The 20,658-nt window shown below is 46.6% G+C and carries 13 protein-coding genes; 4 read left to right on the forward strand and 9 right to left on the reverse strand.

Annotation, left to right across the window (positions count from 1 at the left end):
- The first annotated feature begins 103 nt into the window (after positions 1–103).
- The 3 genes from NQ518_RS01570 to NQ518_RS01580 all read left to right on the forward strand — a co-directional run bounded on the left by NQ518_RS01570 (position 104) and on the right by NQ518_RS01580 (position 6,777).
- Positions 104–2,608, forward strand: coding sequence for a YfhO family protein (locus NQ518_RS01570; RefSeq protein ID WP_227961042.1), 2,505 nt, complete (start codon positions 104–106; stop codon positions 2,606–2,608).
- A gap of 70 nt (positions 2,609–2,678) precedes the next feature.
- A complete protein-coding gene (gene abc-f / locus NQ518_RS01575) occupies positions 2,679–4,640 on the forward strand; it encodes a ribosomal protection-like ABC-F family protein (RefSeq protein WP_227205646.1) in 1,962 nt (653 codons plus the stop codon).
- A gap of 109 nt (positions 4,641–4,749) precedes the next feature.
- Positions 4,750–6,777 carry a M13 family metallopeptidase gene (locus NQ518_RS01580; protein WP_227205644.1) on the forward strand — a complete coding sequence of 676 codons (2,028 nt, stop codon included), beginning with the start codon at positions 4,750–4,752 and terminating at the stop codon, positions 6,775–6,777.
- 523 nt (positions 6,778–7,300) lie between these two features.
- On the opposite strand, the gene NQ518_RS01585 is transcribed toward NQ518_RS01580, so the two are convergent.
- From NQ518_RS01585 to epsC, 8 genes are all read right to left on the reverse strand, one after another.
- Positions 7,301–8,059: a metal ABC transporter ATP-binding protein gene (locus NQ518_RS01585; protein WP_227205642.1), complete on the reverse strand. Its 759-nt coding sequence runs from the start codon at positions 8,057–8,059 to the stop codon at positions 7,301–7,303.
- A 4-nt stretch (positions 8,060–8,063) separates the two neighbouring features.
- Positions 8,064–8,891: a metal ABC transporter solute-binding protein, Zn/Mn family gene (locus tag NQ518_RS01590; RefSeq protein ID WP_227205640.1), complete on the reverse strand. Its 828-nt coding sequence runs from the start codon at positions 8,889–8,891 to the stop codon at positions 8,064–8,066.
- Between the two features lie 23 nt (positions 8,892–8,914).
- The gene (locus tag NQ518_RS01595; protein ID WP_227205638.1) at positions 8,915–9,367 is read right to left on the reverse strand and encodes a YqaA family protein; all 453 of its coding nucleotides are present in this window, start codon (positions 9,365–9,367) and stop codon (positions 8,915–8,917) included.
- The gene (locus NQ518_RS01600; protein WP_227205636.1) at positions 9,355–10,281 is read right to left on the reverse strand and encodes a hypothetical protein; all 927 of its coding nucleotides are present in this window, start codon (positions 10,279–10,281) and stop codon (positions 9,355–9,357) included. The genes NQ518_RS01595 and NQ518_RS01600 overlap by 13 nt, the downstream gene beginning before the upstream one ends.
- A gap of 113 nt (positions 10,282–10,394) precedes the next feature.
- Entirely contained in the window at positions 10,395–11,663 is a 1,269-nt protein-coding gene (gene purD, locus NQ518_RS01605; protein ID WP_227205634.1) for a phosphoribosylamine--glycine ligase, read from the reverse strand.
- Positions 11,664–11,679: 16 nt separating this feature from the next.
- On the reverse strand, positions 11,680–13,842 hold the full coding sequence (locus NQ518_RS01610; RefSeq protein ID WP_227961040.1) for a S9 family peptidase: 2,163 nt from the start codon (positions 13,840–13,842) through the stop codon (positions 11,680–11,682).
- A complete protein-coding gene (locus NQ518_RS01615) occupies positions 13,835–15,316 on the reverse strand; it encodes a THUMP domain-containing class I SAM-dependent RNA methyltransferase (protein ID WP_227961038.1) in 1,482 nt (493 codons plus the stop codon). The genes NQ518_RS01610 and NQ518_RS01615 overlap by 8 nt, the downstream gene beginning before the upstream one ends.
- A gap of 44 nt (positions 15,317–15,360) precedes the next feature.
- Positions 15,361–16,260: a serine O-acetyltransferase EpsC gene (epsC, locus tag NQ518_RS01620; RefSeq protein ID WP_227961036.1), complete on the reverse strand. Its 900-nt coding sequence runs from the start codon at positions 16,258–16,260 to the stop codon at positions 15,361–15,363.
- A 212-nt stretch (positions 16,261–16,472) separates the two neighbouring features.
- Between epsC and NQ518_RS01625 the strand changes: the two genes are divergently transcribed.
- On the forward strand, positions 16,473–18,710 hold the full coding sequence (locus NQ518_RS01625) for an inorganic phosphate transporter (RefSeq protein WP_227961034.1): 2,238 nt from the start codon (positions 16,473–16,475) through the stop codon (positions 18,708–18,710).
- Positions 18,711–19,130: 420 nt separating this feature from the next.
- On the opposite strand, the gene NQ518_RS01630 is transcribed toward NQ518_RS01625, so the two are convergent.
- The gene (locus NQ518_RS01630) at positions 19,131–20,612 is read right to left on the reverse strand and encodes an alkaline phosphatase family protein (protein WP_227961033.1); all 1,482 of its coding nucleotides are present in this window, start codon (positions 20,610–20,612) and stop codon (positions 19,131–19,133) included.
- Positions 20,613–20,658: the final 46 nt, after the last annotated feature.

A 20,658-nucleotide genomic window follows, 5' to 3' on the forward strand; every position in this document is an offset into this window, starting at 1 on the left:
TGCTATTTGGCTGCAAAGGTAGCAAAAAATGGTTGCACAGGCAGGTGTAAACGGTAAAGTTTTGCTATCTTTGTGCCTAAATCTTAACATAAAACAGCTATTCATGGAAGCTTTGAAGAAATATGGGTTGGATGTCGCCGCCATTGTCTTGTTCGTCTTGATTTCATTCGCTTACTTCGTTCCAGCCAGTCTGGAAGGGCGTATTCTGTTCCAGCATGATGCTTCAGCAGGAAAGGGGCTTGGGCATGAACAAACAGAATATTATGAAAGAACAGGTGAACGAACCCGATGGACCAATTCAGTGTTCGGAGGTATGCCCACCTATCAAACGGCTCCGTCGTACAAAAGTACCGACACATTGAGCAAGGTGATGAACGCTTACCACCTGTGGTTGCCCGAAAATGTGTGGTATGTGTTTGCCTATTTGCTGGGCTTCTACATCCTGTTGCGTGCTTTTGATTTCCGCAAGGAGTTGGCTGTTTTGGGTTCTGTCATCTGGGCTTTCTCCAGTTATTTCTTCATTATCATTGCTGCCGGACACATTTGGAAAGTGATGGCCTTGGCCTATCTGCCACCAATGATAGCTGGCATTGTGCTTAGTTATAGGGGAAAATATCTCTGGGGATTCATCCTGACGGCCTTGTTTACCGCCTTTGAGGTGAAGGCCAATCATGTGCAGATGACCTATTATTATCTGTTCATCATCCTCTTCATGGTTATCGCTTTCTTGGTTCAGGCTGTGAAAGACAAGCAGTTGGCACGGTTTGGTAAGGCAACAGCCGTGTGTATCGCCGCCGCTGCCATCGGTATCTGCATCAACCTGAGCAACCTGTATCATACATGGGAATACAGTCAAGAGTCGATGCGTGGCAAAAGCGAGCTGGTGAAGCCCAACTCGGCCAACCAAACCAATAGTGGCTTGGAGCGCGACTACATCACCCAGTGGAGTTATGGCATTGGTGAAACATGGACGCTGCTTATACCTAATGCTAAAGGTGGTGCGTCTGTTCCGCTCTCAATGAACGAAACCGCCATGAAAAAGGCTGATCCACAGTTCATGGAAATCTATCAACAGATAGGCCAATATTGGGGTGAACAACCCGGAACCAGCGGTCCTGTGTATGTTGGCGCATTCGTCATGATGCTCTTCATCTTGGGATTGTTCATCGTGAAAGGGCCTATGAAGTGGGCTTTGTTGGCAGCTACCATCCTGTCTGTCATGCTGTCGTGGGGTAAAAACTTCATGCCGCTTACCAATTTCTTCATCGATTACGTGCCCATGTACGCCAAATTCCGAACCGTGGCGTCGATATTGGTTATCGCAGAGTTTACTATTCCGCTGTTGGCCGTGATGGCATTGAAGAAAATCATTGACGAACCCGAACTATTGAACAAACGCTTGAAATATGTATATGTCAGCTTTGGCCTCACTGCTGGGTTCTGCTTGTTGTTTGCCCTGATGCCAACAGTGTTCTTCTCCGACTATATTTCCACTGCAGAGATGGAGGCTATGAAGAATATTCCTTCCGAATATCAGGGTGCGCTGTTGACAAATCTTCGTGCCATGCGGCAAGCTATCTTCACAACTGACTGCTGGCGATCGTTTGTGATTATCCTCATTGGTACCCTATTTTTACTGCTTTACAGGGCAAGAAAAATACGAACAGCGTGGCTCATCGGTGGTCTTACCCTGTTGTGCTTGGTAGATATGTGGGCTGTCAACAAGCGTTATTTGTACGATAGCATGTTTGTTGAGAAGAGTGTGCGCGAAAATCCTATCGAAATGACACCCACCGACAAGCAAATCCTACAGACCAAAGAACTCGACTATCGTGTGTTGAATCTCTCAACGAGTACGTTTAACGAGAACGAAACCAGTTATTTCCACAAGAGCATTGGTGGCTATCATCCAGCTAAGTTGCGCCGTTATCAGGAAATGATAGAGGCTTATATCGCTCCTGAAATGCAAAACCTGATGAAAGGGATTATGGATGCTCAGGGCGACATGACGCAATTGAATGGCGATAGCATTTCGCCTGTGCTGAATATGCTGAACACTAAGTTCTTTATCATGCCATTGCAGGGCGGACAAACCGTTCCGCTTAAAAATCCATACGCCTTTGGTAATGCGTGGTTTGTTGATAAATTGACGTATGTGGATAATGCCAATCAGGAAATAGAACGCATCGGAAAGATGAATCTTCGTACTGAGGCTGTGGCTGATAAGAAGTTCAGACAACAACTTGGTGAGGCCGTTGCGCAAGACCATTCATCGGTAGTAACGCTACAGAAGTATGAACCCAATCAACTAACCTATCAGGTAGAGTCGAGCAAAGGTGGCGTGGTGGTGTTCTCTGAGATTTATTATCCGGAATGGACGGCCACGGTTGATGGCGAGGAAGTACCGGTTGGTCGGGTTAATTACATACTTCGTGCCATCCAGGTGAAACCCGGTAAGCATACGGTGATATTGAGTTTCTTCCCTAAATCGGTCAATCGCACGGAAACCATCGCGTATATTTCCTTTGCTTTGTTGGTGGTACTGATTATCTTAGTATGCTTCAATGAGTTTCGTAAGCGCAATCAGAAGGAAGAAAAGCAAGCGTGATTGTGCTGTTAAGAAGCGCAGCGTTGAAGGAGGATGAAATAACTTTGCGACTAAATTTAACGAGATATTCATGGTATCAGTAGAAGGTTTGAAGGTAGAATTTGGTGTGAAACCCTTGTTCCGCGACGTGAGTTTTGTCATTAATGAGCGTGATAGAATCGCATTGGTGGGCAAGAACGGGGCTGGTAAATCTACCTTACTCAAGATTCTCAACGGCCAACAGAAACCTACTGCGGGTGTCGTTTCGGTTCCTAATGACACCACCATTGGTTATCTTCCGCAGGTGATGAAGATAGCCGATGACACAACTGTCAAGGAAGAAACGCGAAAGGCTTTTTCTGATAGCATGCGCATGAAGGAACACCTGGAGCACATGCAGAACGAATTGGGCAACCGTACCGACTATGAGAGTGCATCGTACATGGAACTGGTCGAGAAGTTTACGCAGGAACATGATCGCTATTTGATGATGGGCGGTGAGAATTATGAGGCCGAAATGGAGCGGACACTTACCGGACTGGGCTTCACTCAGGAAGATTTTGACCGTCCCACGTCCGAGTTCTCTGGTGGTTGGCGCATGCGAATCGAACTGGCGAAGATTTTGTTGCGTCGCCCTGACGTGCTGTTGCTGGACGAACCAACCAATCATCTCGACATTGAGTCGATACAATGGCTGGAACAATTTCTCGCTCAATCAGCCAAAGCAGTGGTGCTGGTCAGTCACGACCGTGCTTTCATCAATAATGTAACTAACCGTACGATAGAGATTACTTGTGGCCATATCGAAGACTATAAAGTTAAATACGATCAATATGTCGTGTTGCGCGCCGAGCGTAGAGAGCAACAACTGCGCGCCTATGAAAACCAACAAAAAGAAATAGCCGACACAAAAGCCTTCATTGAGCGTTTCCGTTATCAAGCAACCAAGGCCGTTCAGGTGCAACAGCGCATCCGTCAACTGGAAAAGTTAGAACTCATCGAGGTCGATGAGGTTGATAACAAACGCATGCACTTGAAGTTTCCTCCATGCCTTCGAAGTGGCGATTACCCTATTATTTGTGATGAACTTCGTAAAGATTATGGCTCTCATACGGTGTTTAAAGACGTTACTTTCACCCTTAAACGTGGGGAAAAGGTTGCCTTTGTCGGTAAAAATGGCGAAGGTAAATCTACCTTGGTCAAATGTATCATGGGTGAGATTTCGTATACTGGCACCCTGAAGGTGGGTCACAACGTGCAGATAGGCTATTTTGCGCAGAACCAAGCACAGCTGCTGGATGAGGAACTGACGATTTACGAAACGATTGACCGTGTAGCAACGGGTGACATGCGACTGAAAATCAACGACCTGTTGGGTGCGTTTATGTTCGGTGGCGAAACGTCTGAGAAGAAGGTTAAGGTGTTATCGGGTGGCGAACGCAGCCGGTTGGCGATGATACGCTTACTCTTGCAACCCGTCAACCTGCTCATTCTTGACGAGCCTACCAACCATTTGGACATGCCATCAAAAGATGTTTTGAAGGAGGCCATACAGGCTTTCGATGGCACGGTGATATTGGTGAGCCACGACCGCGACTTCCTCGATGGCCTGGTGAGCAAGGTTTACGAGTTCGGTGGCGGCCAGGTGAAAGAACATTTAGGTGGCATCTACGACTTCATCCGCAGTCATGCACAGGCAATGGGTGATGACGCTGACAACCATAGCATCGATTCTCTTTTGCACACAAACGCACAGTCAAGTGCATCACAACCATTGCAAGCTGCTTCAAAAACAGAAAAGAGTGGGGCTGAAGAATATCTCCAGCGGAAGGAACAGCAAAAGAAAGTACGCAAACTAAAACGGAGCATCGAGGAGAGTGAAGCTAAAATTGCTTCCATGGAAAAGCGTATCACCGAACTAAACACCATTCTCTCACAACCAGAAAATGCGTCTAACATGGAGTTGGTTACTGAATATACTTCTATTCAACGAGCATTGGATGCGGAAAACGAACGATGGATGGAGCTTAATGAGAAAATGGAGAAACTTTGAACTTTGAACTTTGAACTTTGAACTTTGTGGTTTGAACTTTGAACTATCAACTTGTTAACTCGTAAACTCGTAAACTTGTAAACTCGTAAACTAAAATACATTAAAACTTATGAAACATTTATTTCCAATCATGATGTTGATGGTGGCACCCTCGATGGGGATGGCACAATCAAAATCGGGACTTGTCGAGGCTAACTTTGACAAGTCTGTCCGCCCAGCCGATGATTTTTACCAGTTTGCCACGGGCGGATGGCAGAAGAAACATCCGCTGCCGGCTGCTTATTCGCGCTTTGGCAGCTTCGACCAGTTGGCCGAAGATAACAACAAGCGAATAAACACCATCTTGGGTGAGTTGCAGAAGAAGACGTATAAGAAAGGTACGATGGAGCAAAAGCTGTCCGACTTCTACAAGCTCGCCATGGATGCCGACCGTCGAAACAAAGAGGGCATCAAACCTGTGAAACCCTTGTTGGATGAGATGGAAGCTGCCAAAACGAAGAAAGATCTGGAACAACTGCAATTGAAGTATGCGGCTCAGGGATATGGCGTCGCTTTCGGTTCTTACTTCGCTGCTGACGAAAAGAATGTGACGATGAACATTCTGAACGTCAGTCAGGGTGGATTGACATTGGGGCAGAAGGACTATTACCTCAACAACGATGCGGCCACCATTGCCATTCGCGACGAATATAAGAAGCACATCGCGCGCATGTTCAGCCTCTATGGATTCGATGAGGCGCAGGCACAGGCAAAGGCGGATGTCATTTTCAAAACCGAAACCGCACTTGCGTTGATTTCAAAGAGCATGACGGAGCTTCGCGACCCACAAGCCAACTACAACAAGATGACCTTGAAAGAGTTCAAGGCCAATTACCCCAACATCAACCTTGAAGGCATGGCTAATGCGGAGGGCGTGAAGAGTGAGTACATCCAGACGATGGTTGTCGGCCAACCGTCATTCTTGGAAGGATATGACAAGCTCTCGGCTGCTGCCACTGCCGACGATTTGCGCGCGTTGATGGAGTGGGATGTCATCATGTCTTCATCAAGCTATCTCACCGATGCAATCCGTGAGGCCAACTTCAACTTCTTCGGTAAGACCATGAGTGGTCGCAAGGAGGATTATCCGCTGTGGAAACGTGCCACCAATCAGGTTGAGGCGCAAATGGGCGAGGCACTCGGCAAGATGTATGTAGACCGTTATTTCCCCGAGAGTTCTAAAAAGAAGATGGAGAACTTGGTGCGCAATCTGCAAATTGCATTGGGCCAACGTATTGATGCACAAACATGGATGAGCGATACAACCAAGGCCGAAGCACATAAGAAGTTGGATAAATTCTATGTCAAAATCGGTTATCCTAACAAGTGGCGCGATTATTCTAAGTTGAATATCGACCCCGCTAAGTCGTTCTATGAGAACGTCATGGCATGCCGCCAGTTCGCACACGAAAATCATATTGCCGAGCGTGCTGGTAAGCCAGTCGACCGTGATGAGTGGTTCATGACACCGCAAACCGTGAACGCCTACTACAATCCCACCACCAACGAGATTTGTTTCCCAGCGGGAATCCTGCAATATCCGTTCTTCGACCCTAAGGCCGATGAGGCCTTCAACTATGGTGCCATAGGCGTGGTGATTGGTCATGAGATGACGCACGGATTCGATGACCAAGGTCGTCAGTACGATGCCAATGGCAATATGAACGATTGGTGGACTGCCAACGATGCGAAAGGCTTCAACGAGCGAGCCGACATGTATGCCGATTTCTTCTCCAATATCAATGTTTTGCCCGACCTCAAGGCCAACGGACGCTTCACGTTGGGTGAGAACTTGGCCGACCATGGCGGATTGCAGGTTAGTTTCCTGGCTTATAAGAACGCCACGGCGAAGAAGCCTTTGAAGACCAAAGACGGATTTACCCCCGATCAACGTTTCTTCCTGGCCTATGCAGGCGTGTGGGGACAGAACATCACCGAGCAGGAAATACGCAACCGCGTGAAGCGTGATCCCCATGCGTTGGGCAAGTGGCGCGTCAATGGCGCACTGCCTCATATCGACGCTTGGTACGAGGCTTTCAACGTGAAAGAAGGCGACAAGCTCTTTATTCCGAAGAAAAACCGCTTGGATTTGTGGTAATTCTTCCAGATTATTGAAATAATCATATCCACTCATTTGAGCATCAACTTCTCAAGTGAGTGGATTTTTTTTTGACAGTCGTTCACAATTTTCTTGAACGCAGGTGATTTACAAGCAACCTGATGCCGAGTGTATTGCAAGGGTATGAAATGCACGGGATTGACAGCCCGTCGTTTCTTTGTAAACCATTGAATATCAGCTAACAATAAAAATATTTATCGATAGCATTGTCCTTGCTCTGCAAACTCATTGACTTTGGACCTCAAACCCATGCAGATTGGAGGCTAAACTCCATGACTTTGATACCCAAACTCCATGACTTTGAAAATGTGGTCAATCTCTCTTATAAAACACTGTCAATGAGAGGTTTATGAAACAGTGTTTTTTTGCGGAAAGGGTGGGGATGCACAGGGGTGCATTCGCCATTCGCCCAATTATTTTTAGAGTGTTTGCCCGGTTGTGTATAGAATGATTAAGTGGGTGTGCGATGGCTGAAAGCTGCTGACGTAGCGAGCATTCAACTTCAATCCGTGTGGGCTTTGAGCACGCGGTGAGGCATGCGTCCATGTCCCAACAAGTTGATGGGGCAGCCGAGGTGTTGCTCCAGCTCAACCATCGACAGCTCTGTGTCGGGATGGTAGTGTACATTGTGGTTGACACAGGCCACGGCCTTCACGTTTTGCAGGATGGAGCCAATGTCGTGGCTCACGATGATGATGGCGCAATCGCGGTTGATGTCGTTGAGCATTTGGTACATCTGTTCTTGGAATTGCCTGTCAATGTAGGTGTTAGGTTCATCCAAAATCAGCACTTCTGGTCGTGCTACGATGGCGCGAGCCAGCAACACACGCTGCAACTGGCCACCACTCAGGGTGCCGATGGCACGCCGGCGCAGTTCGGTGAGCTGCATTCTGGCGAGTGTTTCATCCACCATTTGGTGGTGCTTGGACGTGAATGGGGAGAACAATTTCTTTTGTCCGCTCAGTCCCGACAGCACTACTTCCTGCACCGAGATGGGGAATTTCTTGTCGATGTCGTTGTATTGTGGGAGATAACCCATGCTGATGTGGTCTGAAAGTGTTCCGTTTCGGTAGAACTTGATTTGTCCTTCGCTCGGCTTTTTCAGACCGATGATGAGTTGTACAAGGGTAGTTTTGCCACCACCGTTCGGTCCGATGATGCCCAGAAAGTCGTGATCGTACACGGTGAGGTTCACGTCTTGCAGAACCGTTTTCTGTCCGTACGCCGCGCTGATGTTTTCTAATTGGATGATGGGTGTCATGCGGTTATTTTAGTTTTTTGGCAATACTCACCATTTCTTCACTCCAATTGTGGCTCAAAGGGTTGATGGCTATCGTTTCTGCACCCACCTCTTGGCTGACTATCTTCGTGCTTCTGGTTTCAAACTGCTTCTGCACAAACATCACTTTCACCTTCTTGTCCTTGGCCAACTGGATGGTCTTTTTCAGTTGGGCGGCACTGGGTTCGCGCCCTTCTTCCTCCACTGGAATCTGTAAAAGCTCGTAGTCGCGGGCAAAGTAGGTGAGGGCAGGGTGATCAATGAGGAAGGCCTGCGACTTGTCACGCGTGAGCTGTTCGCGCAGTCGCATGTCGGTAGCCTCAATGGTGTCTATCAAGGCTTCGTAATTTCGCCTGTAGGAGGCGCTGTCTCGTGCATTGATGCTGACCAACGCTTCGTAGATGTTTCGTGCGATTTGCTTTGCGTTGTTGGTGCTCATCCAGGTGTGTGGATCAGTAACGCCGTGTGATGAGTGGGCCAACTCAATGCCTTCAGACGAATCGATGATGATGGTATGTGGCGCGTTTTGGCTCAGTTTTTTCATCCATGTGCGTTCAAAGCCAATGTTTCCCACCTTGATGTACAGGTCGCTTTCGGCCAATTTCACCATTTGTTGGGCGGTTGGTTCGTAGGTTTCGGGGTTTCCGCCCTGGGGAACCATGGTGTTCACAACAAACTTCTCACCAGCAATTTGTTCGGTGAAATAACGAAGTGGCTCTATGGTCACCGTGATTTTTCGTCTCGTGTCTTGCGGGTTGGTGGTGCAAGATGCGAGAATGAGCGTGACCGTGAGCAGCAGAAGGTATTTTTTCATTGAGCGTGTCATGTATGTAATGCTTATAAAATGAGATTCATGCCATAAATGATAAGTAGGTATCTGAATATTTTTCCCAAGGTGAAAGAGAAGAGGGTGACCCAGATGTTGGCTCTTACCAGTCCTAAGACAATGGCTATGGCGCTGCCGATGATGGGCAGAAAAGCGAAGAAACCTATCCAGGCGCCGTACTGGGCCATCAGGCGTTGTGCGCGATCCAGCTTGTCGGGTTTGACATGTAGGTATTTCTCTATCCAGTCTAATCGCCCCAACGTGCCGATGAAATAATTGAACAACGACCCCATGACGTTTCCAATGGTGCCGTACACGACCAGGGGCCAGGGGTTAAGACCAGCTGCCAACAGACCCGCCATGACGGCTTCGCTGCTGAAAGGAAAGACCGATCCGGCCAAAAGCGAGGCCAAGAACATGCCCACATAGCCGTATTGTATCAAGAGATCTATCAATGTATCCATAGTTGATAACCCGTGATGGTCAGCGTGATGATGAACAGCGTGAGGCAAGTAATGCCCGACAGGCGCGAGCCGGTGAACGTGATGTAGTGGCCGATAAGGGATGAAACGCTGATAATGAGTGCAGGTAAGAGGTTGGTTAGGTGCGTGGGTTGCAGGATGATGAATACGATGGTGGCTGTCATCATCAACATGAAGGAAGAGAAAAACAAGCGAATGCGAATCTTATCTTTTGAACTGTTGAGGAGAAAATGCAGCATGCCGATAATGCCCAATGCACAGATAAAGCAGAGCGTCAGCAGGTTCAGCGAGGAAATGCTTTGGAAATCGAAGAGAGGTGCAAAGTCGGTGATGCTGGAAAAGTGATGGATGAGTGTGCCAACATCGTGCCGATAGACGTAATAGCCTCCTACAAACCAATAGGGAGTGATGACAGCCAGCAGCGATGCCCAGAAGGTTCGCCAGCCCATGCCCATGACGTAAAACCGCAAGATAATCCACCAAATGGGGATAAGGAATAGTATTTGGACAAACCAAATACTGGCCACACCGATGAAGAAGAACGCATTGAACACGCTGCTGATGGCCGATTTGTCTTGATAGGCGCGGAACATGAACAAATAAGTGAGGGCAAAACAAAGTTGAACGATGCAGGCATCCAGGTGAACAAACAAGGGTAGGGCAGCGACAGAGAGTACAAGATACGAACAAGACAGCATGCGACTATAGGTTCGTATCAAACTGTGCTGGTTGTTCAGTTCGACCATGGTCAAAGTAGTCATGAGCATCAGTATGAACTGAGGCCACAACTGCTGTTGAAGCAAACCGCCCATGAACCAAATGCCTATCGCATATACCATGGTGATGGGCAGGGCATATCGACTTCCTGCTATTCTGTTTTGTAATCTATGCGTCATGAATCAAACCAAACGACACTGTAAGTGCATTCTCGAGTTAAAGCATCGGTGACGACAGCTGTTCGTACTTGATGGATTGGCCAGCCGATCTTCGTGTGAGCGAGCGTAGACATTTATAGGTCTTTGCCGATGTCTTTTCGGAAATATACGTCTTGAAAATCAATCTTTTTTGCTGCTGCAAAACTCTTATTCAGTGCCTCGTCTTTGTCTTTTCCGTATGAACAAACGGCCAAAACCCTGCCGCCAGCCGTTACAACTCGCCCATCTTTCACCGCCGTTCCGCTGTGAAAGACAATGCTGTCTTTTACCGTTTCGAGTCCTGAGATAGGATATCCCTTGGTATAGGCTTGCGGATAACCGCCGCTGACGAGCATGACGCACACGGCTGCGCGTTCGTCAAAGGTGACAACACGCTTGTCTAAGTTGCCTTCGGCAGTGCCCTCAAACAAATCAACAAGGTCGCTTTCAAGTCTCAGCATTACGCTTTCGGTCTCTGGATCGCCCATTCTACAGTTGTATTCTATCACCATGGGTTCGCCTTTCACATTGATTAAGCCAAAGAAGATAAAACCTTTGTAGTCGATACCTTCTTCAGATAGTCCCTTTATCGTTGGCTGAATGATTCGTTCCTCCACCTTCTTCATCCAGTCCTTATCTGCAAATGGGACGGGTGAGACGCTGCCCATGCCGCCTGTATTCAGCCCTGTATCACCTTCACCAATGCGCTTGTAATCCTTTGCTTCTGGCAAAATTTGATAATGTTTGCCATCGGTTAAGACGAAAACAGAGCACTCTATTCCACTTAGATATTCCTCTATAACGACTCGTGCCGACGCTTTTCCAAACATCCCACCTAACATTTCCTTTAATTCTCGCTGTGCTTCTGCCAGCGTAGGGAGTATTAAAACGCCCTTGCCGGCACATAGTCCGTCGGCTTTCAACACGTATGGAGCCTCTAAAGTCTCCAAGAAGCGAAGTCCTTCATTTAAAGTCTCGCCCGTAAAGGTGTGGTATCGGGCGGTTGGAATGTGGTGGCGTTTCATGAAAGCCTTGGCAAAATCCTTGCTACCTTCCAGTTTTGCCCCTTCTTTCGATGGTCCTATGACAACGGTGTCTTTGGTTCGAGAGTCATTTTTCAACGCATCATAGATGCCATTCACAAGTGGATCTTCGGGTCCAACGACAACCATGTCAATCTTTTGGTTGCAAATAAAATCTTTGATGGCATCGAAATCGTTCACCTGAATGTCGACATTGGTGCCTACTTCACTTGTTCCAGCGTTGCCGGGAGCGATGAACAGTTGGGTTACTCGTTTGCTTTGTGCTATTTTCCAGCCCAAGGCGTGTTCTCTTCCGCCACTACCTAATAATAATATCTTCATGCGTATGTTTCCTTTTTTATTTCAGATAATCTTCAAAGTACTGTGTAATGCGTTCGTGGAGGTGAACACTTTGGTGTCCTCTCATGTTGTGTGGTTCACCCGGATAGACGAAGAAATCGGGTTGAGTGCCTTGTTTGATACACTCAGCGATGAACGACAAGCAGTGTTGCGGCACTACCGTTTTGTCGTTAGTGCCTTGAATAATTTGTAATTTGCCTTTCAAATTCTTGGCTTGTGGTATCAAGGAAGTCTTGGCATAGCCCTCTGGATTGGCTTGTGGTGTGTCCATATAGCGTTCTCCATACATCACTTCGTACCATTTCCAATCAATGACAGGACCGCCAGCAACACCCACTTTGAAGGTTTCGGGATAATTTGTCATCAGCGAAATGGTCATAAAACCGCCGAAACTCCAACCATGTACGCCTATTCTGTTGGCATCGACGTATGGTAAAGTCTTCACATATTCAATGCCCTTCATTTGGTCTTGCATCTCTATCTGACCTAATTGGCGGAATGTTGCTTGTTCAAAATCCCTTCCTCGCCGCTCACTTCCTCTGTTATCGAGTATGAGAAGGATGTATCCCTTCTGTGCCATGTAGGTTTCCCAACTGCGAGAAGCGTAATGCCAACGTGCATCTACGTTGTGTGCATGAGGTCCTCCGTACACATAAAGCACTAAAGGATATTTCTTGTTTTCATCAAAGTTGGCTGGTTTCACCATGCGATAGTACAAGTCGGTCGTGCCGTCAGCAGCTTTGATGGTGCCACATGTAAAGGTTGGCACCTGATATTCTTTCCACGGGTCAGCCGCTTCAAAGTACTGGGTGCGCTTTCCGTTGGCAGTATTGATAATTTCTATGTTGCGTGGAACGGTGGGTTCGCTGTACTTATCTACGATAAATGTACCAGAAGGGGATAATGACGGACTGTGATAGCCACGTCCGTTGTCCAACAATCTACGCTTTCCAGTCTTGACATTTACGGTGTATGTGTTGGTTTGCAGCGCATGCTTTTCGGTAGAAGTATAGACAATCGACTTGTCTTTTGCATTGAATCCTATCACGTCCAACACCACCCATTTGCCTTTGGTAAGCTGCTTGACCAACTTACCATTAGTTTGGTATAGGTACAAATGGTTGTAACCATCACGTTGGCTTTGCATGATGAAGAGGTTGTTGTCCCAAGGCAAGAATGTAATAGGGTGCTGTGGCTCTACATATTTATCGTGCGTCTCTCGGTAAAGTTCAGCGATCTTTTTGCCTGTTTGTGCATCGTAGCTTGCCAACCGACAGTCATTTTGGTCTCTATTCAGTTCAAACATATAGATGTTCTTGCTGTCTGGACTCCATGCAATGTTAGTAAAATATCGGTCAGTGGGGTCACCAGCTTGCAAAGTAACCGTCTTTTTCGTGGTTAAGTCATACACCATCACCGTTACTTTGTGACTTGTCTCGCCTGCCATAGGATATTTGTCTGGCTCGCATTTTGCTATTCTGCCGAAGATGTTTACCTGCGGATAGTCAGCCACCATGCTCTGATCCATGCGATAGAATGCCAATTTCTGTCCATTTGGTGCCCAAAACATACCTTTGTGTATGCCAAACTCGTCACGGTGTACGCTTTGACCATACACGATTTCCCTGCTTCCATCGGTTGTCAACTGAGTGTCGTTGCCATCAGAGGTGCGTATATGGAGTTGCTGACTTTTAGGTTCTATATACGAAGTTGCCTTGGATTTGGCATTCCATTCGGCTACCTCGCCCTGGTCAGCAGTGCTTATGCACCATGCAGTCTTTTTCGTTTTCCAGTTGTACAAGCTCATGTTTGCCCCGTTGCGCAGCAGTACCAGTGGCTTGCGAGGGTAAGGAAACGAAACGTCAAACAGGTTTTTAACCTGGCTGGATCTGTCGCTTGTTGCGTATTTATTTATTTCTTCCAGCGTGAACATGATGCGCTCTTTGCCCGTTTTCTTGTCGATAACGCTGCATTGGCTGGCTTCTGTGCGAATCAGTTCATCGCCCCACCATGTAGTGTAGCGATTTTCTGGGACGAACTTTCGATAGTTTTTCCCTCCAAAGTTTAACTCTTCGAGTGTGAATAGTTTCTGTCCCATAACCTTTTGGCCACCTACGAATAGGGCAATGAGGGTAAGAAAACTGAACCAAGTTTTATTCATAATCGTCTATTTGATAATTCTTTCTTCCACGTTCTTTACCACCTCGTTTACCAAATGACCGTCCACGTCCGTCTTTGTCAAAGCGTTTCTTGCCTTTGTAATCAGGCATATCGTTACTATCATACGAGCGGTCGTTGCGGCGGTTTCCGCCTTTTTTGCGCTCGTCTCTTTCCTGTACTCGTTCCAAGGAATGAAATTTGAACGAGCGGATATCCGCAATTTCGTTCTCTTCGTTTTCTTCTAAGCGTTTTTTGAACTCGCGATTTTTCTTAAATCGATGCTTTTCAGCCATCTCTTTCTTTTCCTCTTCGGTCTTGATGATGCCTCCTTCGGCACGAAATTCCTTCATCTTTCCGTCGAAGATAGCATACTTTCTGAACTCACATTCAAGGCTTCCGTTGTACACTGGTATCTTGATAGATGGTTTCAAGCCAATCTGTTCGAAACACTCTTCACGATAACTCAATATCCAAGCATCATTGCCCATGAACTCATGTTTCAGTCGTTCGCCAATCATCTTGTAGGTTCCGAGCAAGTTAGGCGTGGAGATACGCTCGCCGTATGGCGGATTGGTAATGAGAATACTGGGTTCTTGAGGCTTCTTAAAGTTCTTGAAATCAGCCTGTTCTATCGTGATATCTTTGGTTAGTCCCGCTGCTTTAACATTCAGTCGAGCCGTGTTCACCGCTTTCATGTCAATGTCATATCCATAAATATGGTGCGTGAACTCGCTCTCTTGCGACTCGTCATTATAGATACGGTCGAACAACTCCTGGTCAAAGTCGGGCCATTTCTCGAATGCAAACTCCTTTCTAAAGATGCCAGGGCTCATGTTTCGGGCAATCAGCGCCGCTTCTATCAACAACGTACCACTGCCACACATCGGGTCAATGAAGTCGGTTTCGCCTTTCCAGTCTGTCATCAAGATCATTCCGGCAGCCAACACCTCGTTCAAAGGAGCTTCTACAGATTCCTGTCGGTAGCCTCTTCGGTGCAGCGACTCTCCACTCGAGTCCAAACAAAGCGTTGCATCTTCGTCGGCAATGTGTATGTGTAGGCGCATGTCAGGATTGCTCACCGAGATATTTGGACGTGTTCCTGTCTTTTCTCTGAATTGGTCTACGATGGCATCCTTCACCTTGTAGGTCACGAATCTGGAATTTCTGAACTCTTCAGAATAAACCACCGAGTCGACGGAGAATGTCTTACCTTTTTCTATGTACTGGCTCCAGTCCACCGTCTTGATTTCATCATACACCTCTTCAGCAGAGCGAGCCTTGAAGTGCTTGATGGGTTTTAGAATACGAATGGCCGTATGGAGTTGGAAATTGGCGCGGTACATCATTTCCTGATCACCAGTAAATGACACCATTCTGCGTCCTATTTGTACATTGTTTGCACCCAGTTGGGTCAGCTCTTGTGCCAAAACGGGTTCCAAGCCCATGAAAGTTTTGGCGATGAGTTCAAATTCCATTTGATTGAATTGATAAATAATAGTTGTATTAAAATAATGAAAACTTAATTCTTGTTGTATTTCTTTGTGTCGGGAGCCAAGTCTTCTGTCACCCAAACATTGGCGCCAATGACGCTTCCCTTACCGATGGTAACTCTGCCTAAGATGGTGGCATTGGCATAAATGATGACGTTGTCTTCAATGATGGGATGACGTGGAATGCCCTTGACAGGGTTCCCATGTTCGTTCAACGGAAAGCTTTTAGCCCCCAAGGTTACCCCTTGGTATATTTTCACGTTGTCGCCAATCGTGCATGTGGCACCAATAACGACACCTGTACCATGATCAATGGTGAAGTATCTGCCTATGTGTGCGCCCGGATGAATATCGATTCCAGTTTCCGAGTGAGCCATTTCTGTCATCATTCTGGGTATCAGAGGAACTTTGAGTAGATAGAGTTCGTGTGCGATGCGATAGTTTGCCAATGTTTTGATGATAGGGTAGCACGCTATAATCTCAGCCCGGCTTTCAGACGCAGGGTCGCCATTGTAAGCTGCGATGACATCTGTTGAGAGTTTTTCACGTATTTCAGGTAGTTTCTTGACCAATTTGAACGACAAATCCCTGGCCATCTTTTTCTGTTCGTCTGCTTCCAACTCGCTCAACGTAGTCTCGCAGTCTTCACAGAAACGGAGTCCAGCTAATATTTGATCTTCCATCAAGCGTTGAAATCGCTCTACGTTTACACCTATATAATATTGTATTGTTTGAATGTTCACCGATGCTTTTCCATAATATCCAGGAAAAAGAATGGCTCTTGACAAGTCTATGATTTCTTGCAGTGTTTTACCAGATGGGATAGGGTATCCATCACGCTGCCGATGGCACAAGTTGTTGAGTGATTCTGGTTGGGACAGCAGTTCAACCGTGCTTGTCAACGCATGAGTCAAATTATCTTTACTCATCTCTATGTAATGTCTCAATATTTAAGGTACAAAGGTACAATTTTTAAATTGAAAACAACCAGTGGTGATGCATAATTTTAATTATTTGCGATTGTAATACGATTGTAATATGTGTTTAAAAGACTTGTAATATAACTCCGCTATTTTTGCTCACAAAATCAGTAGGTGCTATGCCAGACTGTACTTTGATTATTCATTATTAAACCATATCAATGTTAACAATTTATTTGTGCATCGTCATTTTCCTGCTTTCTTTGGCAGTTTTTGACTTATTTGTAGGTGTCTCTAACGATGCTGTCAACTTCTTACAATCGGCAGTGGGAGCCAAGGTGGCCAAGTTTCGCACCATCCTCATCATTGCTTCCTTTGGTGTAGTATTAGGCGCAGTCATGTCATCGGGCATGATGGATGTGGCTCGGCATGGCATCATGAATCCAGCCCAGTTTAGTTTCCATGAGGTCATGATTATTTTCTTGGCAGTTATGGTTACAGACGTCATTGTCTTGGATATCTTCAATCGCTTGGGAATGCCTACCTCTACCACGGTTTCCATGGTCTTCGAGCTGTTGGGTGCCACCTTCATGTTGGCCATTATCAAGATGATAGCCGACTCTTCCCTCGGATTCAGTGATTTGTTGAACACAGAACAGGCCTTAAAAGTGATTATTGCCATCTTTGTGAGTGTCGCCATCGCTTTTGCGTTTGGCGTTGTCGTGCAGTATCTTACGCGTATCATTTTTACTTTCAATTACAAGAAAAACATGCGTTATGCCATTGCCATTTTTGGTGGCATCGCATTCACCGCTTTGGCTTACTTCATCTTTATGAAGGGTTTAGGGAAGTCTCCTTATATATCCGAAGCTACACGGCAATACATCAATGACCACGTAGGCATGTTGCTTGTTTATACCTTTATCGGCTCGGCCATCCTCATGCAGTTCATGCATCTCATGGGGGTGAACATCTTCAAGTTCGTTGTGTTGATGGGAACGTTTGCCTTGGCAATGGCATTTGCTGGCAACGACTTGGTTAACTTTATCGGCGTTCCGCTTGCCGGACTTGATTCGTATCAAACTTATTTGGCGCAGGGTAACGGCACTGCTCCCACTTCTTTCTTGATGACCAGTTTGGTTGAGAGTGCCAAAACACCTCCATTTTATTTAATGTTGGCAGGCGTCATCATGATCATAGCCATGGCCACATCAAAGAAAGCTCATCGCGTGATTAAAACTTCGGTTGATTTGGCACGACAAGACGAGGGCGACGAGATGTTTGGATCGAGTGGTGCCGCACGCAGTATCGTTCGCTTCACACAAAATACCAACTCGTATGTCATGAAAATCATTCCTAATCGAATCATCGATTGGATAAACAGCCGATTTGATCACCGGGCCGCATCTTTAGATGATGGTGCTGCTTACGATGTGGTTCGGGCAGCGGTTAACTTGGTTTTGGCTTCCATGCTGATTACCTTTGGTACCAACTACAAGTTGCCATTGTCTACCACCTATGTTACCTTCATGGTTGCCATGGGTACCAGCTTGGCCGATCGGGCATGGAGTCGCGAGAGTGCTGTGTTCCGTGTAACGGGTGTATTGTCTGTCATCGGCGGTTGGTTTATCACGGCTGGCGTTGCATTTCTTTGCGCCGCTGTGGTAGCCTTGCTCATGTTCTATGGAGGTATCTTAGCACAAGCGGTCTTCATCGCCTTAGTAATCTATTGTTTATTTAGAGGGTCGAAGGATAAGTCGGACAGCGGCTCGGGCAAAGATGATACTTACCGTTTGATGATGCGCACGCAAGATCCGGTTATTCTCTGGGATTTACTGAGCAAACATGTCAGTCGTACGCAAAGTTACATGACACGTTTTGCCAATGTGCAATACAATGCCATCTTGGACGGATTTATCAATGATAAACCAAATGTGTTGAGGCACAGTCTGAGTGCGCTGCGCAATGAGAAAACATCACTTACGAAATATCGGCGACAGGAACTGATGGCTTTGCGTAAGGCACCTGCCGACCTCGCCATTGAACGCAATACGTGGTTCCATGTGGGCATGAACGCGTCGCAGCAATACATCTATGGATTGCGTCGTATGCTTGAGCCTATCAAAGAACATGTTGACAACAATTTTACTCCTATCACGCAGCGTCTCATTGACGAATATCAACCTATCCGTCTGAAAATCACCGACTTTTTAACCCAAACAGAAAATCTTATTGCCACAGGTCGGTTTGACAACTATCGGGAGTTGTTGGATAAGGCCGACCAGTTTGAAACAGAGTTGAGTGAATATCGTAAGAAGCATATCGATCGTATACAGATGGCACAGGACAACGAGACCTTCCAATTGTCGCTTGTCTATCTCAACCTGCTCCAAGAGAGCCAACTGCTGCTCAGCAGCATGCGTCAGCAGCTCAGGGCTGCTAAGAAGTTTAAGGAGTAAAGGTTTTTGCAACAACGAATGGAACAGATGAAATAACACGAGTCAATAAACAAGGATGCTTGATTGGTTTAATTCGTTGTTAAACAATTACTTAACAAGAAATAATAGGAAAGTGCATTGAGTGGTAGTCCCATATCTTTGCACTTTCCCATTTTCTTACTTTTGCTTTCCGTTTCCAATCTCCATGACTTTAGACCCCAATGTCATTGACTTTGCAAGCCAATCTGTATGACTTTGCAGCCCAAAGTCAATGAGTTTGGATGCTGTGTATTTTGCCCTAAAATCGTTGTCACTTGTTCAAGAAACTCAATGATGCTAGCACAAAACAAAATCCCCTCGCCATTCATGTGCAGAAAGCCATGATAGGCGAGGGGACGAGCTGTTGATTTCTTATGATTTGGGACTAATCAAACCGTTTCATCATTCCTTAAATGGAAGCGGTTTGCCAATGCTGCCGTTCGGCACTTGTATCTTCAAAAGGTTGCAGATGGTGGGTGCAATGTCGTTGATGGTCGCTTCGTACGCGCTTCTGCCATGTGGAATTCCCCAGCCGTAAAGTACAAATGGGATGTGCGAATCGTAGGGATTCCATACTCCGTGCGTGGTTCCTTGGTGAGGAGCCGTGCCTGCATGCTCGTAATGAGCGGGCGAAAGTACCACCTCCATGTCGCCGCTTCTCTGGGCGTTATATCCATTGCGCATCATGTTTTTCAGTCTGGCGGGCATGGATAGATTCTCTAAATTCTCGTAATCAACCACGAATTCAATCTTCGTGTCTTGTTTCAAGAATGCCGCAATCTCGTCTTTTACCTTTTGGATATCGAGGTTCGATTGGCCAATCGTTTCATGATCAAGATAGATACGGTATTCAATGTAGTCTTTAACTAATGGTTTGGCCACTCCAAATTTGGAAGTGAGGTGTTCGTTGAGAGCCTTCATGGTTGCGCGAGCATCCCATGTTCCGGCCTGAATTTTGTGTGCGCGGAGGTAATCTGTGTTATGCGAAGCTCCGTGATCGGCTGTGAGGAACAGCAGGTAGTTGCCTTTTCCCACCTTTTCGTCCAACTTGTTGAGTAGTTTGCCCAACTCCTTGTCCAGGTTGAGGTATATCGCATCGGTTTGTTTACTTCTCACACCGTATTTGTGACCCACATAGTCGGTCGACGAAAAGCTCATGGCCAGGAAGTCGGTTTCATCGCCTTGCCCCAGTTTTTCGTTGTCCAGAACCTCCATGGCCAGACGCACCAAGATGGAATTTCCTTCCGGATCGGTGCGCACGTCGCGTTTGATGATGTCGTAATTCTTCTTATTGAAGGCTTTCAACCATGCGGGAAGCTCGTTCATGTAGTAAGTGCTGGTGATGAAAGAACCGGCCGATACATCCATCCAATAGGCTGCATTGGCCGTATGTCCGCCAGGCATGATGGCGCTACGGTCTTTGATGGAGATTGAAATGGTGCGCGATCTGAAATCGTTGGCCAGTCGTAAAGCGTCGGTCATGGTCGTCACTTTGAGGTTGCGGGGCGACATCTTGCCAGCCTTCGACTGACTTCCTACGCTGTTAACGGTATTGTCGTCGGCGCAATAAACACGCTGGCCGTTGATGTAAAAGTTGTTACCGGCAATGCCAGAGATGGCTGGCACCGAGCCTGAATAAACGTGCGTGTGGCCTGCGCAGGTAACGGTAGGGGTGTAATTAATGTTGAGGTTGTCGAAACTAAAGCCTCCATTCATCAGGCGGTTGAAGCCATCTTCCCCAAACCGGCTTTCATAATAGGGCAGATAATCCCAACGCATTTGGTCTACAATGATGCCTACTACTAGTTTTGGTTTCTTGGGTTGAGCCATCACGAGGAGTGATGAGCATACCAAGAGCGTGCAAAGTGTAAAAAACTTTTTCATTTCTTTCTATTGTTTTGCTGTGATATTGCAAAGTTACAATATTCTT

The sequence above is a fragment of the Hoylesella buccalis ATCC 35310 genome (genome assembly GCF_025151385.1).
GTDB classification, from domain to species: Bacteria; Bacteroidota; Bacteroidia; order Bacteroidales; family Bacteroidaceae; genus Prevotella; species Prevotella buccalis.

Coding starts and splice junctions, on each gene's coding strand:
- NQ518_RS01615 (WP_227961038.1), bottom strand. CDS start 15,316: ATGGAATTTGAACTCATCGCCAAAACTTTCATGGGCTTGGAACCCGTT.
- NQ518_RS01600 (WP_227205636.1), bottom strand. CDS start 10,281: ATGACGCATAGATTACAAAACAGAATAGCAGGAAGTCGATATGCCCTG.
- NQ518_RS01630 (WP_227961033.1), bottom strand. CDS start 20,612: ATGAAAAAGTTTTTTACACTTTGCACGCTCTTGGTATGCTCATCACTC.
- NQ518_RS01570 (WP_227961042.1), top strand. CDS start 104: ATGGAAGCTTTGAAGAAATATGGGTTGGATGTCGCCGCCATTGTCTTG.
- abc-f (WP_227205646.1), top strand. CDS start 2,679: ATGGTATCAGTAGAAGGTTTGAAGGTAGAATTTGGTGTGAAACCCTTG.
- NQ518_RS01585 (WP_227205642.1), bottom strand. CDS start 8,059: ATGACACCCATCATCCAATTAGAAAACATCAGCGCGGCGTACGGACAG.
- NQ518_RS01595 (WP_227205638.1), bottom strand. CDS start 9,367: ATGGATACATTGATAGATCTCTTGATACAATACGGCTATGTGGGCATG.
- NQ518_RS01625 (WP_227961034.1), top strand. CDS start 16,473: ATGTTAACAATTTATTTGTGCATCGTCATTTTCCTGCTTTCTTTGGCA.
- NQ518_RS01610 (WP_227961040.1), bottom strand. CDS start 13,842: ATGAATAAAACTTGGTTCAGTTTTCTTACCCTCATTGCCCTATTCGTA.
- epsC (WP_227961036.1), bottom strand. CDS start 16,260: ATGAGTAAAGATAATTTGACTCATGCGTTGACAAGCACGGTTGAACTG.
- NQ518_RS01580 (WP_227205644.1), top strand. CDS start 4,750: ATGAAACATTTATTTCCAATCATGATGTTGATGGTGGCACCCTCGATG.
- NQ518_RS01590 (WP_227205640.1), bottom strand. CDS start 8,891: ATGAAAAAATACCTTCTGCTGCTCACGGTCACGCTCATTCTCGCATCT.
- purD (WP_227205634.1), bottom strand. CDS start 11,663: ATGAAGATATTATTATTAGGTAGTGGCGGAAGAGAACACGCCTTGGGC.